This is a genomic window from uncultured Nocardioides sp. (assembly GCF_947488025.1).
Classification (GTDB): Bacteria; Actinomycetota; Actinomycetes; order Propionibacteriales; family Nocardioidaceae; genus Nocardioides.
Map to the genome: position 1 here is coordinate 38,953 of NZ_CANKYS010000005.1, position 14,767 is coordinate 53,719.

Sequence of the window (14,767 nt, forward strand, 5' to 3'; positions counted from 1 at the left end):
TGCAGCGAGGCGAAACCTTAGCAAGCCTCCACACCGCGGGTGAAATCAGGGCAGGCCGACATCGCGCTGCGCCAGCTCGAGGGCATCACGGGCCGCGGCGCGGACCTCGGGGTCGTCGGGGTCGACGCCCTCGTCGTACTCGTAGACCCACTGGACGCCGCCCGCGCCCGAGGGTGCGCGGCGCGCGATCACCCGCAGACCGCGCCGGCGGCCCAGGCTCACGTGGCGCTGCAGGACGACGCTGGCGGTCACCCGCTCGTGCACGAGCTCGAGCAGCCGGCCGGGCTCGTCGAGGATCGCGGTGTGCACGGGGCGCTGCTCGCCCCACGCGCCCACCTCGGAGAGCTGGAAGGTGTCGGTGTCGCGGTCCCAGCCGGCGGCCTCCACCTGCTCCCACGCGACCCGCCGGGTCTCGCCGTCGCGGACGACGTAGAAGGCGTCGCGGGTGCCGGCGAGCACGGTGCCGTCGGCTGCGGTCGCGCTCGCGAGCACCCGCTCCCCGCGACGTACGTCGACGCGCGGCATCGTCGCGCGGCCGAAGAGGCGGCTCATGCGGGTGCTCATGCCTGACCACCCGGCTGGCCGACGGCACCCTCGCGCAGCTTGCGCCGGTGCTGCTCGAGCACCACCAGCTCGCCGAACATCCGGTTGTAGTCGAGCGCCTGCTCGACGGGGTTGGTGCGCTGCAGGCGGGCCTTGACGTCGGCGATGCGGCGGGACGTGGTGAGCTCCTGGAGGCGGTAGACGTAGGCCACGGCGAACGTCGGGTTCGGGTCGGTCGTGCCGCGGACCGGCTCGACGGCGAGCTCGGTGACCGCCGCGGCGACCGCGGGATCGGTGGCCGAGCCGCGCACCTTGGCGGCCCAGCCCTGGTCGTCGACCCCGGCGACCGGCCCGCCGGCCGCCGTCACCGCCTCCCAGACCCCCTGGAAGGTCGGGTGGGTGAAGTCGGCGGTCGTCACGTGGGTCGTCGTGCGACCCACGCCGCCCGGGTGCTGGATGACCAGCTTGAGCAGCTCGCGCTCGATGAGGAAGCGGGGGTCGGACAGGCTCGGCAGGGCCGGACGAGCCGGCTCGGGCGTCTGCGCCGCCTCGGCTCCGCGGGCGGGCCGGCGCTCGTCCCTGGGGCCCGGGGTGGGCCGGTCGGCTGCGCGGCGCACCTCCGCGCGCACCTGGTCGAGGTCGACCCCCACCATGTGCGCGAGCTCGCGGGAGAACGTCTCGACCTTCGTCCGGTCACGGATGCTCGCCACCAGCCCGGCGGCGTCGCGCAGCGCGTCGACGCGGCCGTCGGCCCGGTCGAGGTCGTAGCGGGTCAGCACGTTGTCGAGGGCGAAGCGGTAGAGCGGCTGCCGGCTCGCGACCAGCTCGCGCACCGCCTCGTCGCCCTCCTTGAGGCGCAGGTCGCACGGGTCCATCCCCTCGGGGGCGACCGCGACGTAGGTCTGCGAGGCGAACACCTGGTCGCTGTCGAGCACCTTCATCGCCGCCTTCTGCCCGGCCGAGTCGCCGTCGAAGGTGAAGATCACCTCGCCGCTGGTCGTGCCGTGGTCGCCGAGGAAGCGACGCAGCACCCGCGCGTGGTCGGTGCCGAAGGCCGTGCCGCAGGAGGCCACCGCTGTCTTCACACCGGCGAGGTGGCAGGCCATCACGTCGGTGTAGCCCTCCACGACCACGGCCTGCTGACTGTCCTTCATCGCGGTGCGCGCCAGGTCGATGCCGTAGAGCACGTGGCTCTTCTTGTAGATCGCGGTCTCGGAGGTGTTGAGGTACTTCGCCTCGATGCGGTCGTCGTCGAAGATCCGGCGGGCACCGAAGCCGATCGTGTCGCCGTTGGCCTCACGGATCGGCCACACCAGCCGACCGCGGAAGCGGTCGTAGTGGGAGCGACCGAGGGCGACGAGGCCCGCGGCGACCGACTCCTCGTCGCTGATCCGCCGGCCGCGCAGGTGGCGCAGCAGCGCCTCGCCGTCACGGGGGGCGAAGCCCACGCCGAAGGTCGCCGCCGCGGCCTGGTCGAAGCCACGCTCGTGGAGGAACTGCCGCGCGACGACGGCGTCGCGGCCGCTGAGCTGCTCGGCGTAGAACTCCTGGGCGACCTTGTGCGCCTCGATCAGTCGGCCACGGGCCGGACCCCGCGGTCGTACGGGCTCGTCGTCACCGTCCTCGCGACGCAGCTGCACGCCGAACTTCTCCCCGAGCCGCTCGACGGCCTCGGTGAAGGTGAGGCCGTCGACCTTCATCAGGAAGGAGATGACGTCACCGCCCTCGCCGCAGCCGAAGCAGTTTCCGGTGAGGATGTTGTCCTCGAGTGTGAACGCGTGCGTCCCCGGAACCTCGGCGCAGAACACCTCTTCCACCCGATCCGTCGACTCGACTGATCTGACCACCCAGCCGCGACGGGCGTAGTTCTTGTCGGCTGACACGAAACGCTCGCGGTGCTGGTCCAGCAGGAAGAAGTTCTCGCGCAGGTCCTCGTTCACGAGATGGATGCGAAACAGGTCGGACGGTTCTCGGCCGTCGAAGCCCACGCGGCTTTGAACCGTGACGCCATACGTCCCGATCCCCAGTCGCGTGCAGACGTCACGCACGAACTCCAGGTTCTCGCGGGTCGCGGAGCTGAGGATGACCGTGCCGTCTGCCGCCACGCAGCCGTCTGCGGCGAAGTAGCCGGCGAGCCAGCCGTAGAGGTAGGACGTCGACTCGTCCAGGGGCGGCGTCTTCTTGAAGAACGCCGGGAGGTCAAGGACGATCATGTTGTCGTCCTTCATGGCCGTGTGGCTCTGCGGGAACCACTTGAGCATCGCCATGTCCTTGGGTGGGCACAGCTGGGCCAGTGATCCAGTGCCGTGCCTCGTACCGTCACCGAAGGTGAACCCGTGGGCGATACCGAAGGGAGAGGGCCGCGTGCGGCCGATCGTTGTCCGCGGGAAGACCGAGGCAAGACGATCGCCTGGCTTGAGGTCCTTCGTCAGCACTTCGCGTCGCGACGTGCGTCGGCGTCCGCTTCGGACGAACCAACGGTGCTCGTCGGTCGCGAAGATCTCCTTCACCTGGCGGTTGCGCGTGACCGTGAGCTTGAGGAGCGGCTGCGTGCCGTACGAGCGGAACGGTGCGTCGACCCATCTGCCGTCACCTCCGAGCACTCGATGCACCCCGCCGGCCAGATCGGCGATGGCCGTGACACCGCGGTCGGTGACGACGCGTGTCTCGCCCGCCAGGCAGTGGAAGAACTGGCGGGCGGGGTTGACGTTGAACGACGGCGTCTTCTCGTCGTGGAACGGGCAGAGCCCCTTCAGCGACCCGCCGCCGGCACGCTTGAGCGTGACGTAGCCCGACACCACGTCGTCGATCCGCGCCTTCTCGCGCACCTCGGCGATGTCGTCGTCGCGAATCCGGCCTGCCACGTCGGGGAGTCTACGGGCGCCCTCCCACGACCACCGGGGAGTCTCCACAACGGCCTCGACCACCCCCCGTGCTGGGGTCCAGCCACCCCTTGGGGCGTACGTCGCTGGTGCCCCGCCCGCGGGTCTGGGAAGGTCGAAACATGACTGCTCAGCACGGCGCGCCAGAGAGTCAGACCCTCGGCGCTCTCGTCCACCAGCTCACCCAGCAGGTCCCCGAGCTGATCCGCTCGGAGATGCGCCTCGCGCAGGCGGAGGTCGCCGAGAAGGGCAAGCGCGCAGGAGTCGGGGTCGGCATGTTCAGCGTCGCCGGCCTGCTCGCCTTCTTCGCGTTCGGATCGCTGGTGGCCACCGCCATCCTCGCCCTCGCGCTCGTCGTCGATGCCTGGCTGGCCGCCCTCGTGGTGGCGCTCGTCCTGCTCGCCGGCGCTGCCGTGGCCGGTCTCGTCGGCCGGAACAAGGTGGCCGAGGCCGGCCCTCCGGCTCCGGAGCGGGCCATCGAGGGCCTCAAGGAGGACCTCGCCACCGTGAAGGGAGACCACCATGGATGACCGGACGCCCGGCACCGCCCCGGACGGGGTGGCCAGGGAGCCGAAGACCCCCGAGCAGCTCGAGGCGGAGATCGCCCGACAGCGCGAGCAGCTGGCCGGCACGGTCGACCAGCTCGCCGCCAAGCTCGACGTGAAGTCGCAGGCCCAGCAGAAGGTGGCCTCGCTCAAGGACGCTGCCACGACCGACGACGGCAAGCCGCGCACCGAGGTGCTCGCCGCCGCCGGCTCGCTCGTCGCGATGGCCGTGGTGCTGCTGCTGTGGCGGCGCCGCGGCAACGGATGAGCCGACCGTTCATCCGCACCGAAGCCAGAACAGGGAAGGGAGACCCCATGAAGAAGCTCATGCTGCTCGTCGCCGGAGGTGTCGGCTACGTGCTCGGCACCCGTGCCGGACGGGAGCGCTACGAACAGATCAAGAAGGCGGCCACCCGCGTGAAGGAGGACCCTCGGGTCCAGGAGAAGGCGCACCAGGCCGCCGACCTCGCCAAGGACAAGGCCCCGGTGGTGAAGGACAAGGTGGCCTCGGCCGCCAGCACGGCTGCCGACAAGGTGACCCCGTCGGGCAACGGTGACCACCGCTCCGACCTCGAGGAGCAGCTGCACCCCGACAGCACGGCGCGGCAGGACGACCCCTACCCCCAGGGCAACCTGCCGTAGGTCGTCACCTGCACGCCTCGTCGACGGGGTCCGCGCCTTCGGGCCGGGCCCCGTCGTCACGCCAGCGCAGCGTGGCGCGCGACGGCGCTGGCGTCGGTCAGTGACGCGACCTGGTCGATGACCACCCGTCGCCGGCCGGCGTCGTCGCCTGCGCGCTCCCAGTCCTCGACGAAGACCGGGTCCAGGGCGTCGACCCCGCGCGCCCACAACCCCTCGACGAGCTCGGCGACGAGCTGGCGCTGTCGCTCCATCAGGGCAACCCGGTCGTCGGCCTGCATGACGTAGTGGGCGGCGATCCCCTTGAGCACCCCGATCTCGACCTCGGTCGCACCCGGTACGACGAGGTCGGCGCGGTGCCGCACCGGCGGCTCCCCCGCCGTCGCGGCGAACGTCGCCTGCTGCACGCTGCCGCAGAAGCGGCCGATGAGGTCGCTGGTGAGGTTCTTGATCGCGGCGAGGCTGCGCCGGCTGCCGTCGTAGGACGACCGGGGCCAGCTGCCCACGGCCCGCAGGTCGGCCAGCGCCGCGTCGAGCGCGTCGTCGTCGATCCCGGGCAGGTACCAGGAGCGCACGGTCTCCCACAGGGCGTCGCGGTCGAGCCGGGTCAGGTCGAGGCGTCCGGCGACGATGCCGTCCTCGACGTCGTGCACCGAGTAGGCGACGTCGTCGGCCAGGTCCATGACCTGGGCCTCGAGGCAGCGCCGGCGCCCCTCGACCCCGACCCGCACCCAGTCGAAGACGGGTCGGTCGTCGTCGTAGACGCCGAACTTCACGACCACCCGTGGGGTGCCGTCGGCGTGCACGCCGTGCGGGCCGGTGGCCTCTGCGCGCGCCCAGGGGTACTTCGTGCAGGCGTCGAGGGTCGCGCGGGTGAGGTTGAGCCCGACCGATCGACCCTCGGCGTCGAAGGTCTTCGACTCGAGCCGGGTGAGCAGGCGCAGGGTCTGCGCGTTGCCCTCGAAGCCGCCGCAGTCGACGCTGAGCCCGGCGAGCACCCGCTCGCCGTTGTGGCCGAACGGCGGGTGCCCGAGGTCGTGCGCGAGCGCCGCGGTCTCGGCGATGTCGGGGTGGGTGCCGATGGCACGGGCCAGGTCGCGGGCGACCTGGGCCACCTCGAGGCTGTGGGTGAGGCGGTTGCGGACGAAGTCGTCGGTCTGCGGACCGACGACCTGGGTCTTGGCCGCGAGCCGGCGCGACGCCGCCGCGTGGACGACGCGCGCCCGGTCGCGCTCGAACGCCAGGCGCACCGGCGCCTCCACCCGCTTGGGCGGCTCGGCGACGATGCGCTCGCGCGCCGAGTCGTCGTACGGGTCCTCGATGCTCATCGGCCGGTCAGCCTAGCGAGCGCCGCGGACGCAGAGGACGTCCCCGGCTCAGTAGACCGAGACGTGCACGTGGTCGTAGTGGTTCGCCGTGCTCGAGCCGCGGTCCGGCATTGCGCGCCAGCCCTCGCCGGAACGCTGCACGGACCAGATGTTCTGGGCGTGGATCACGTAGTTGACCCCCAGCGCTGCGGCGTTGGCGCGAACGAACTCCGCGACGGCCCAGCCGGTGGCGCCGCTGACCATGATGTCGACCGCGCGACCGAGGGGATGATCACCGCCACCGCCACGGAGAGTGCCGTAGGTGGAGATGCTCGGCCAGTTGGCGCACACGGCCTCGTGCACCTTCTGGATGTTGACGCCGGCACCACCAGCTGAGGTGCCGTTGCTGCAGGCGCCGCCCAGGCTGGGGCCCGCAGACTTCGCCTGGACCTCGGGCTGGGCCTCGGGCTCGGGCTTCGGCTTCTTGGCGCTGAGGTAGTCGGAGGTGACCCAGCGGGACTGGCCGTCGATGACGACCTGGGTGCGACCCCGCTGCTTGCGACCGGTGACGGACACCTGCTTGAGGGCGTCGATGACGCCCAGCTTGTCGGCCTTGTCGGTCGGGCCGTCCCAGAGGTTGAGCAGGTCGGTGGTCCAGACCTTGTCGTCCAGCTTCTTGGCGAGCTGGCGGGCCTTCTTGTCCACGCTGATGTCCTTGCGCGCGGCGGACTCGGCCTTCGCGGCGGTGCGGATCTGCGAGCGGGACACAGTGGTGCCCTCCGCGCGGCGGCGCAGCGTGGTGTCGTCCACCGTGCTGTCGGCGGACGTGCCGGTGACCGGCTGCGACGTGCCGGACGAGGCCAGCAGGTTGTCGTTGGTCGCCGGCTCTGCGGCGAGGACGCCCATGGTCACCGCGGACAGCGTCGCCACGACGGCGAGCGGTGCGGAGACGAGGACGGAACGGGGGATCCGAGACGGACGGGGGGTGGTAGCAGGGGCTTCCCGCTTGTGGCGATGCTGAGCCACAGCGCTGATCCTTTGCGGTTGCTGTCGGGGGACGTTGCGCCGAACCACGAGCCCGGAAACGGGGGAAGAACTCATGCCCACGTCGACGCGATCCACGAGTGAAGCACAGGATTCTCGGCCTGTCCCAATCTCCCCCGGTAAATTTCGGCGTGTTCCGGCTCACCCGACGACGGATACCTGCGGACGACGCGCGGCGTGCCGCTCAGCCTCCGGTGGTCTCGTCGACGTCCTCGCGCAGGTGTGCGCCCCGGCCGTCGGTGTCGTCGAGCCACCCCTCGGGGAGCACGACCTTCTTGCGCGGGGCGCCCTGCCGCCCGCGCGGGGTGCCGAGCTCGCGCTCGGGGAACGGCGCGTCGTCGTCGAGCCCGGCCAGGAGCTCGTCGAGGGAGGCCAGGGAGTCGACGAGGGCCAGCTGGTGGCGCAGCTCGCCACCCGCCGGGAAGCCCTTGAGGTACCAGGTGATGTGCTTGCGGAACTCCTTGCAGCCGCGCTCCTCGCCCATGTGTTCGGAGAGCAGCTCGGCGTGGCGGCGCATCATGGCCTTCACCTCGCCGAGGGTCGGCAGCGTGGCGACGTCCTCCCCGTGGAAGGCCGCGGCCAGGTCGCGGAACAGCCACGGCCGACCGAGGCAGCCGCGACCGACGACCACACCGGCAGCGCCGGTCTGCTCGACCATGCGCAGGGCGTCGGACGCCTCCCAGATGTCGCCGTTGCCGAGGACGGGGATGTCGACGTGGTCGACGAGGGCCGCGATGGCGTCCCAGTCGGCCTCACCGGAGTAGGCCTGCTGGACCGTGCGTCCGTGCAGGGCGATCGCGGCGACGCCGCTCTCCTGGGCGATGCGCCCGGCGTCGAGGTACGTCAGGTGGTCGTCGTCGAGGCCCTTGCGGGTCTTCATCGTCACCGGGACGTCGTACGGCGCTGCGGCGGCGACCGCGTGCTCGAGAACCTCGCCGAGGAGCCCCCGCTTCCACGGGAGGGCTCCCCCGCCGCCCTTGCGCGTGACCTTGGGCACCGGGCAGCCGAAGTTGAGGTCGACGTGGGCGACGCCGTGGTCGGCGCAGAGGATCTCGACCGCCTTGCCGATGTAGACGGGGTCGGTGCCGTAGAGCTGCACGGAGCGCACCGACTCCAGCTCGTCGAAGACCAGCATCTTCTTCGTGGTCTCGTCGCCCTCGACGAGGCCGCGGCTGGTGATCATCTCGCAGACGTAGAGGCCCGCGCCCTGCTCGGCGCAGAGGCGGCGGTAGGCAGCGTTGGTGATGCCGGCCATCGGCGCGAGGACGACCGGGGTGTCGACGCGCAGCGAGCCCAGGGTGAGGGAGTCGGGCACGACGGTCATGGCTCCATTGTCGAGCCCCCGGGAGAGTCGGCCCAAATCACCGTCCGGGGCCCTGGCGGACCCTGGGCGGACCCGACACGTCGCCGGCCCAGGTGATGGGGTCGTAGCCCTCGGTGGGCTCGAAGACCATGTCCTCGATGCGAGCACCGTCCGGCGCGAGGTAGACCAGGCACATCTCCGCGCTCGCTCCGGCCTCGAACGGCTCCGGCAGCGGTCCGCTCTGGCAGGGCGTGAAGTCGCCACCCACGGTCCAGGGTGCCCCCAGTCTCCCCCGGTCGTCGCGGAGGTAGAGCGGGACGGCCTGTCCGGCGAGGTCGGTCCCACCGACGTTGGTCACCGCCACGCTGACGAAGTAGGGACGGGCTTCCTGCATCGAGTCGCCGAGCGCCCAACCGTCGAAGACGGATGCCCGCCGCTCCTGCACGGTCTCCACCGTCAGGTCGAGCGCGCCGGTGAGGTCGCTGGCGGGCTTCCACACGAGCGTGGCTTCGTCGCCGTGCTCCAGGGCCGTCCCGGGCTCGGTGGCGTTCACCCCGTCGGGCTCCTCCGCCGCAGCCGGCGCCGGACGTGGTGGCGCCGGACGTGGCTCCGCGTCACCGCCGCCGCAGGCCGCCAGCGCCGCAGCCAGGCCCGTCGCGAGGAAGGTCGCGAAGACCACCGAGCGCAGCATGCCGCCATGGTGGCACGCCGCGGCGTCAGCAGCCGAGCAGCTTCTGGGCGAAGTAGGCGCTGATGCCGTCGAGGCCGACCCGCTCCTGGTGCATCGTGTCGCGCTCGCGCACGGTGACCGCGTCGTCGTCGAGGGTCTCGAAGTCGACGGTGACGCAGAACGGCGTACCGATCTCGTCCTGGCGGCGGTAGCGGCGGCCGATGGCGCCGGAGTCGTCGAAGTCGACGTTCCAGTTCTCACGCAGCTCGGCGGCAAGGGCCTTGGCCTTGGGCGACAGGTCGGCGTTGCGGCTCAGCGGCAGCACCGCGACCTTGACGGGCGCGAGGCGCGGGTCGAGCTTGAGCACGACGCGCTTGTCGACGCCGCCCTTGGTGTTGGGGGCCTCGTCCTCGGTGTAGGCGTCGATGAGGAACGCCATCAGCGAGCGGGTGAGGCCGGCCGCGGGCTCGATGACGTAGGGCAGGTAGCGCTCGTCGGCGGCCTGGTCGTAGAAGGACAGGTCCTTGCCGGAGAACTCGCTGTGCTGCTTGAGGTCGAAGTCGGTGCGGTTGGCGACGCCCTCGAGCTCCTCGAAGTCACGGCCGGAGAACCCGAAGCGGTACTCGATGTCGGTCGTGCCCTTGGAGTAGTGGGACAGCTTCTCCTGCGGGTGCTCGTAGTGGCGCAGGTTGTCGGGGTTGATGCCGAGGTCGACGTACCAGCGGGTGCGCTCCTCGATCCAGTAGCGGAACCACTCCTCGTCCTCGCCCGGCTTGACGAAGAACTCCATCTCCATCTGCTCGAACTCGCGGGTGCGGAAGATGAAGTTGCCGGGCGTGATCTCGTTGCGGAAGCTCTTGCCCATCTGGGCGATGCCGAAGGGCGGCTTCTGTCGGCTCGAGGTCACCACGTTGGCGAAGTTGAGGAAGATGCCCTGCGCTGTCTCGGGCCGGAGGTAGTGCAGGCCGGACTCGTCCTCGATCACGCCGAGGTAGGTCTTGAGCATCATGTTGAAGTTGCGCGGCTCGGTCCACGCGTTGCGCGTGCCGCAGTTGGGGCAGGCGACCGACTCGTTGATGTCGACCGTGTCGGGGTCGTCGATGCCCTTCTTGGCGGCGTGGTCCTCCTGCAGGTGGTCCTCGCGGAACCGCTTGTGGCACGACTGGCACTCGACGAGCGGGTCGCTGAAGGTGCTCAGGTGGCCCGAGGCCTCCCACGTGCGGGTGGGGAGGATGATGCTCGAGTCGAGCCCGACCACGTCGTCGCGGCGGGTGACCATGAACTTCCACCACTGGCGCTTGATGTTCTCCTTGAGCTCGACCCCGAGCGGGCCGTAGTCCCACGCCGAGCGGGTGCCGCCGTAGATGTCACCGCTGGGGTAGACGAAACCTCGGCGCTTGGCGAGGGAGACGACGTTGTCCAGGGCGGTCGGAGCGGGCTTGGGCACGGTGCGGGTCCTCAGGTGTGGGCAGGTCGGGCCGGCTGGCTGCCGGCTCGCGCGAACGAGCGCTCAGCCTAGCGATCGGGGCTGGGGCTCGTTGAGGTCGGTCCCCTCCTCGACCACCTCGTAGGCACTGGGCTCGTCGAGCGCGTGGACCATCAGCGGCTGGATGTGCATCTTGCCCTCGTACGACCCCAGCGCGCGTCGGTAGGAGCCGACGTTCTGCCAGCGCGTGGTGAGCACCCACAGCGTCGGGTCGTCGACGTTGCGGCCCACGTCTCCCCCGACGTACCCGGGCTTGGCGGCGAGGATGCCGAGCGCCTGCAGCAGCCCGCGGCGCAGCTCCTCCCCGTCCGCCTCCCCGGATTCAGGGTGGGGGCCGGGGGCGCGGAGACGGGTCACGACGAGCACGGGCTCACCCTACCCAGCGAGTTTGACAATCGTTCTCAACCGCGGTGAGAATCGTTCTCATGTCGTCCGTCACCCGACCGATCGCCCTTGGCGCCGCCCTCGCCTCTGCCGCCCTCCTTGCCGGCTGCGGCGGGTCCGAGGACGCCGCCGGGACTGGTCGCTCGGCCGTCGCGGCGTTCTACCCGCTGGCGTGGGTGACCGATCGGGTGGCGGGCGACGACTGGGAGGTCACCAACCTCACCCAGCCCGGCCAGGAGCCACACGACCTCGAGCTCACCATCGCCCAGACAGCCGCGCTGGAGGAGGCCGACCTCGTCGTCCTCACGCACGGCTTCCAGCCCGCCGTCGACGCCGGGGCGGAGACGGCCGAGGCCCGCGTGCTCGACGCCGCCGACGTGGTCGAGCTGTTGCCCGCCGACGCCTCGGAGCACGAGGGCCAGACCGAGGAGGAGCACGACCACGGCGGCAGCGACCCGCACTTCTGGCTCGACCCGCTCCTGGTCGCAGACTTCGCCGACGCGGTCGCCACCGAGCTGGGCGACGTCGATCCCGACGCCGCGCAGGCCTACGCCGACAACGCCGCCGAGCTGCGCACCGAGCTCGAGGCGCTCGACCAGGAGTACACCGACGGCCTCGCCACCTGCGAGCGCGACACGACCGTCGTCAGCCACCAGGCCTTCGCCTACCTCGAGCGCTACGGCCCGCAGTTCGAGCCGATCGCCGGCCTGTCCCCCGACTCCGAGGCGACGGCCGCGGACCTGGCCCGCCTCCAGGAGCTCATCACGCAGGACGGCGTGACCACCGTCTTCTCCGAGCGGCTGGTGAGCCCGAAGATGGCCGAGACCCTCGCCGACGACCTCGGCGTCGAGACCGCGGTGCTCGACCCGATCGAAGGGCTGTCGGACGACACGGCCGACGAGGACTACCTTTCCCTCATGCGAGAGAACCTCACCGCCCTCCAGCAGGCCAACGGCTGCTCGTGACCTCGCCCGACCCCCGCCTCGCACCACCCGTCGTCCTCGACCGGGTCTCCGTCGCCATCGGCGGACGGCCGATCCTGCGCGACGTCGACCTCACGGTGCGCCCGGGCGAGGTGGTGACGCTGCTCGGCCCCAACGGGTCGGGCAAGTCAACGCTGGTGCGCGCGGTCACCGGGCTCCTTCCCCACACCCGCGGGGACGTACGGCTCTTCGGGACGCCGATCGAGGACTTCACCGACTGGCGGCGGCTGGGCTTCGTCCCCCAGCGGTCGACCGCCTCGGGCGGGGTGCCCGCCACGGTGCGCGAGGTCGTGGCGTCGGGGCGGGTCGGACGCCGGCGCCTGTTGCGCCCGAGCGGTCCCGCGGACCGGCGGGCGGTGGAGGCCGCGCTCGACGTCGTCGGCCTCGCCGACCGGGCGTCGTACGGCGTCTCGCAGCTGTCGGGCGGCCAGCAGCAGCGCGTCCTCATCGCGCGCGCGCTCGCGGGCGAGCCCGACCTGCTCGTCCTCGACGAACCCACCGCCGGCGTCGACCTGCCCCACCAGCAGGCCCTCGCCGACGCCCTCGGGCGCCTCAAGGCCAGCGGTGCGACGATCGTCCTCGTCGCCCACGAGATCGGCCCGATGATGCCGCTGATCGACCGGACCGTGGTGATGCGCGACGGCCGGGTGGCCTACGACGGTCCGCCCCTCACGCAGGAGGTGGCGTCGCACACCCACCACCACGACGACCACGACGTCCCGACCCGGCACGACCACGCCCCGCACGTCGCGTCGCCGTTCGACTGGGAGCGGAGGTCCAGTCAGTGAGCTTCATCGACCTGTTCTCCCTCGGCTTCATGCAGCGCGCGCTCATCGCCGCGCTGCTGACCGGGCTGGCCGCACCGGCCATCGGCACCTTCATCGTCCAGCGACGCCTGGCCCTGCTGGGCGACGGCATCGGCCACGTCGCGGTCACCGGCGTCGCCCTCGGCCTGCTGACCGGCACCTCCCCCACCTGGACGGCGGTCGTCGTCGCGGTGCTGGGCGCCGTGCTGATGGAGCTCATCCGCGAGCGTGGTCACACCAACGGCGACGTCGCGCTCGCGCTGCTCTTCTACGGCGGCCTCGCCGGCGGCGTGCTGATCACGGGCATCGCCGGGCAGGGCGCCGCGACGCTGCAGGCCTACCTGTTCGGCTCGCTCAACAGCATCTCCTCGGCCGACGTGTGGTCGACGGCCGTGCTGGCCGTCGTGGTGCTCACCGTGGCGCTCGGGCTCTCGCCGCAGCTGTTCGCCGTCGCGAGCGACCCCGACTTCGCCCGCGTGGCCGGACTCAGGGTGCGCGGCTACAACCTCCTGATCGCGGTGCTCGCCGCGGTCAGCATCACCGTGGCCATGCGTACGGTCGGCCTGCTGCTCGTCTCGGCGCTGATGGTGGTCCCGGTCGCGACCTCGCAGCAGGTCGCTCGGTCCTTCCGCACCACCCTGCTCGGAGCGATGCTGGTCGGCTGCGCGGCGTCCGTCGGCGGCCTCTTCCTCAGCGCCTGGCTGTCCTTCCGGGTGTCCGTGGCCCCCGGCCCGACGATCGTCCTGCTCGCCCTGGCGATGTTCACCGCCACCTGGCCGCTCGGGGTGTGGCTGCGGCGCCGCAGCCGGTTGATGGCGCCGTTCCCCGAGGTCAACGCGACCCCGCACCGCTCCACCGACGACCACCCGCACGACCACGGCCAGGACTGCGGCCACCCAGCAGTGCCCCACGGGGACCACGTCGACTACGTCCACGACGGCCACCGGCACGCCGTACACGGAGAGCACTATGACGAGCACTGACCCCACCTCGCGCCCGTCGGTCCGTCCCACCCGCCAGCGTCGCGCCGTCGCGGCCGCGCTCGCGGGCTTCGACGACTTCCGAAGCGCGCAGGAGATCCACGACCTCATCTCGCAGCAGGGCGAGTCGGTGGGGCTCGCCACCGTCTACCGCACGCTGGCGACGCTCGCCGACGCCGGTGAGGTCGACATGCTGCGCAACGAGGACGGCGAGGCCATCTGGCGCAGCTGCTCCGACACGCACCACCACCACCTCGTGTGCCGCACGTGCGGGGCGACCGTGGAGGTGGAGGGGCCGGCCGTCGAGCGGTGGACGAGCGCGATCGCGTCCGAGCACGGCTATGGCGACATCAGCCACACGCTGGAGATCTTCGGGACCTGCCCGGCCTGCCGCTGACCTCAGGTCTGCTGGGGCGTCTGGTTGGGGACCGCGCCGCCGTAGCGCCGGTCGCGGCTGGCGTACGTCTCGATCGCCGACCACAGGTGCCGTCGGTCGACGTCGGGCCACAGCACGTCGGTGAAGACCATCTCGCTGTAGGCCGCCTGCCACAGCATGTAGTTGGACAGCCGCTGCTCCCCCGACGTGCGCCAGACGAGGTCGGCGTCGGGCAGCTCGGGCACGTAGAGGTGGCGGGCGAAGACCTTCTCGTCGATCTTGTCCGGGTTGAGGCGGCCGGCCGCCACCTCGCGTCCGATCGCCCGGGCGGCGTCGGCGAGCTCGGCGCGGCCGCCGTAGTTGACACACATCGTGAGCGTGAGGACGTCGTTGTCCCTGGTCAGCTCCTCGGCGACCTGCAGCTCCTTGATGACCGACTTCCAGAGGCGCGGCGCGCGGCCGGCCCAGCGCACGCGCACGCCGAGGTCGTTCATCTCGTCGCGGCGGCGGCGGATCACGTCGCGGTTGAAGCCCATCAGGAAGCGCACCTCGTCGGGTGAGCGCGACCAGTTCTCCGTCGAGAAGGCGTAGGCCGAGATCGCCTTCACGCCGATCTCGATCGCGCCCTCGACCACGTCGAAGAGCGTGTGCTCGCCCTGCTCGTGGCCCTTGGTGCGCGGAAGCCCGCGCTCCTTGGCCCACCTGCCGTTGCCGTCCATGATGATCGCGACGTGCTCGGGGACGAGGTCGCGCGGCACCGGCGGCGGGGTCGCGCCGCTCGGGTGCGGGGTCGGCTGCTTCACCTGTCGCTTCACGGTG

General features: G+C 71.5%; 16 protein-coding genes and 1 pseudogene. 7 read left to right on the forward strand and 10 right to left on the reverse strand.

All coding sequences use genetic code 11. The features are described 5' to 3' along the window. Positions 1 to 45: 45 nt before the first annotated feature. The 3 genes and pseudogenes from Q1B24_RS10240 to Q1B24_RS10250 form a co-directional block, all read right to left on the reverse strand. Positions 46 to 564 (reverse strand): hypothetical protein, encoded by a 519-nt coding sequence (locus Q1B24_RS10240; protein WP_299927372.1) that lies wholly within the window; start codon positions 562 to 564, stop codon positions 46 to 48. Further along, positions 561 to 2,810 carry a DNA primase gene (gene dnaG, locus Q1B24_RS10245; protein ID WP_366916472.1) on the reverse strand — a complete coding sequence of 750 codons (2,250 nt, stop codon included), beginning with the start codon at positions 2,808 to 2,810 and terminating at the stop codon, positions 561 to 563. The genes Q1B24_RS10240 and dnaG overlap by 4 nt, the downstream gene beginning before the upstream one ends. 411 nt (positions 2,811 to 3,221) lie before the next feature. Further along, a pseudogene (locus Q1B24_RS10250) lies at positions 3,222 to 3,407 on the reverse strand (CHC2 zinc finger domain-containing protein); the annotation flags it as partial. Positions 3,408 to 3,547: 140 nt separating this feature from the next. Here Q1B24_RS10250 and Q1B24_RS10255 point away from each other — a divergent pair. From Q1B24_RS10255 to Q1B24_RS10265, 3 genes are read left to right on the forward strand one after another with little or no spacing between them, the layout of a single operon-like run. Then, positions 3,548 to 3,955, forward strand: a complete 408-nt coding sequence (locus Q1B24_RS10255) for a phage holin family protein (protein WP_299927375.1) — start codon at positions 3,548 to 3,550, stop codon at positions 3,953 to 3,955. Beyond that, positions 3,948 to 4,238 (forward strand): DUF3618 domain-containing protein, encoded by a 291-nt coding sequence (locus tag Q1B24_RS10260; RefSeq protein WP_299927378.1) that lies wholly within the window; start codon positions 3,948 to 3,950, stop codon positions 4,236 to 4,238. The genes Q1B24_RS10255 and Q1B24_RS10260 overlap by 8 nt, the downstream gene beginning before the upstream one ends. Before the next feature lie 47 nt (positions 4,239 to 4,285). After that, the gene (locus tag Q1B24_RS10265; RefSeq protein ID WP_299927381.1) at positions 4,286 to 4,612 is read left to right on the forward strand and encodes a YtxH domain-containing protein; all 327 of its coding nucleotides are present in this window, start codon (positions 4,286 to 4,288) and stop codon (positions 4,610 to 4,612) included. Positions 4,613 to 4,668: 56 nt separating this feature from the next. On the opposite strand, the gene Q1B24_RS10270 is transcribed toward Q1B24_RS10265, so the two are convergent. The 6 genes from Q1B24_RS10270 to Q1B24_RS10295 form a co-directional block, all read right to left on the reverse strand. Further along, positions 4,669 to 5,937 carry a deoxyguanosinetriphosphate triphosphohydrolase gene (locus tag Q1B24_RS10270; RefSeq protein WP_299927384.1) on the reverse strand — a complete coding sequence of 423 codons (1,269 nt, stop codon included), beginning with the start codon at positions 5,935 to 5,937 and terminating at the stop codon, positions 4,669 to 4,671. 48 nt (positions 5,938 to 5,985) lie between these two features. Then, positions 5,986 to 6,846 (reverse strand): hypothetical protein, encoded by an 861-nt coding sequence (locus Q1B24_RS10275; RefSeq protein ID WP_299927387.1) that lies wholly within the window; start codon positions 6,844 to 6,846, stop codon positions 5,986 to 5,988. A gap of 298 nt (positions 6,847 to 7,144) precedes the next feature. Beyond that, positions 7,145 to 8,284 carry a tRNA dihydrouridine synthase DusB gene (gene dusB / locus Q1B24_RS10280; protein ID WP_299927390.1) on the reverse strand — a complete coding sequence of 380 codons (1,140 nt, stop codon included), beginning with the start codon at positions 8,282 to 8,284 and terminating at the stop codon, positions 7,145 to 7,147. A 37-nt stretch (positions 8,285 to 8,321) separates the two neighbouring features. Beyond that, positions 8,322 to 8,954 carry a hypothetical protein gene (locus tag Q1B24_RS10285; RefSeq protein WP_299927393.1) on the reverse strand — a complete coding sequence of 211 codons (633 nt, stop codon included), beginning with the start codon at positions 8,952 to 8,954 and terminating at the stop codon, positions 8,322 to 8,324. A 25-nt stretch (positions 8,955 to 8,979) separates the two neighbouring features. Then, entirely contained in the window at positions 8,980 to 10,380 is a 1,401-nt protein-coding gene (locus Q1B24_RS10290) for a glycine--tRNA ligase (RefSeq protein WP_299927396.1), read from the reverse strand. Positions 10,381 to 10,443: 63 nt separating this feature from the next. Continuing rightward, positions 10,444 to 10,785: an antibiotic biosynthesis monooxygenase family protein gene (locus Q1B24_RS10295; RefSeq protein ID WP_299927399.1), complete on the reverse strand. Its 342-nt coding sequence runs from the start codon at positions 10,783 to 10,785 to the stop codon at positions 10,444 to 10,446. Between the two features lie 59 nt (positions 10,786 to 10,844). Between Q1B24_RS10295 and Q1B24_RS10300 the strand changes: the two genes are divergently transcribed. From Q1B24_RS10300 to Q1B24_RS10315, 4 genes are read left to right on the forward strand one after another with little or no spacing between them, the layout of a single operon-like run. Then, a complete protein-coding gene (locus Q1B24_RS10300) occupies positions 10,845 to 11,768 on the forward strand; it encodes a metal ABC transporter substrate-binding protein (protein ID WP_299927401.1) in 924 nt (307 codons plus the stop codon). Beyond that, on the forward strand, positions 11,765 to 12,574 hold the full coding sequence (locus tag Q1B24_RS10305) for an ABC transporter ATP-binding protein (RefSeq protein ID WP_299927404.1): 810 nt from the start codon (positions 11,765 to 11,767) through the stop codon (positions 12,572 to 12,574). The genes Q1B24_RS10300 and Q1B24_RS10305 overlap by 4 nt, the downstream gene beginning before the upstream one ends. Positions 12,575 to 12,579: 5 nt before the next feature. Further along, positions 12,580 to 13,575 (forward strand): metal ABC transporter permease, encoded by a 996-nt coding sequence (locus Q1B24_RS10310; RefSeq protein ID WP_299928067.1) that lies wholly within the window; start codon positions 12,580 to 12,582, stop codon positions 13,573 to 13,575. Then, positions 13,562 to 13,969, forward strand: coding sequence for a Fur family transcriptional regulator (locus Q1B24_RS10315; protein ID WP_299927407.1), 408 nt, complete (start codon positions 13,562 to 13,564; stop codon positions 13,967 to 13,969). Before Q1B24_RS10310 ends, Q1B24_RS10315 begins: the two co-directional genes overlap by 14 nt. A gap of 2 nt (positions 13,970 to 13,971) precedes the next feature. On the opposite strand, the gene Q1B24_RS10320 is transcribed toward Q1B24_RS10315, so the two are convergent. Then, entirely contained in the window at positions 13,972 to 14,763 is a 792-nt protein-coding gene (locus Q1B24_RS10320; protein ID WP_299927410.1) for an isoprenyl transferase, read from the reverse strand. Positions 14,764 to 14,767 lie beyond the last annotated feature (4 nt).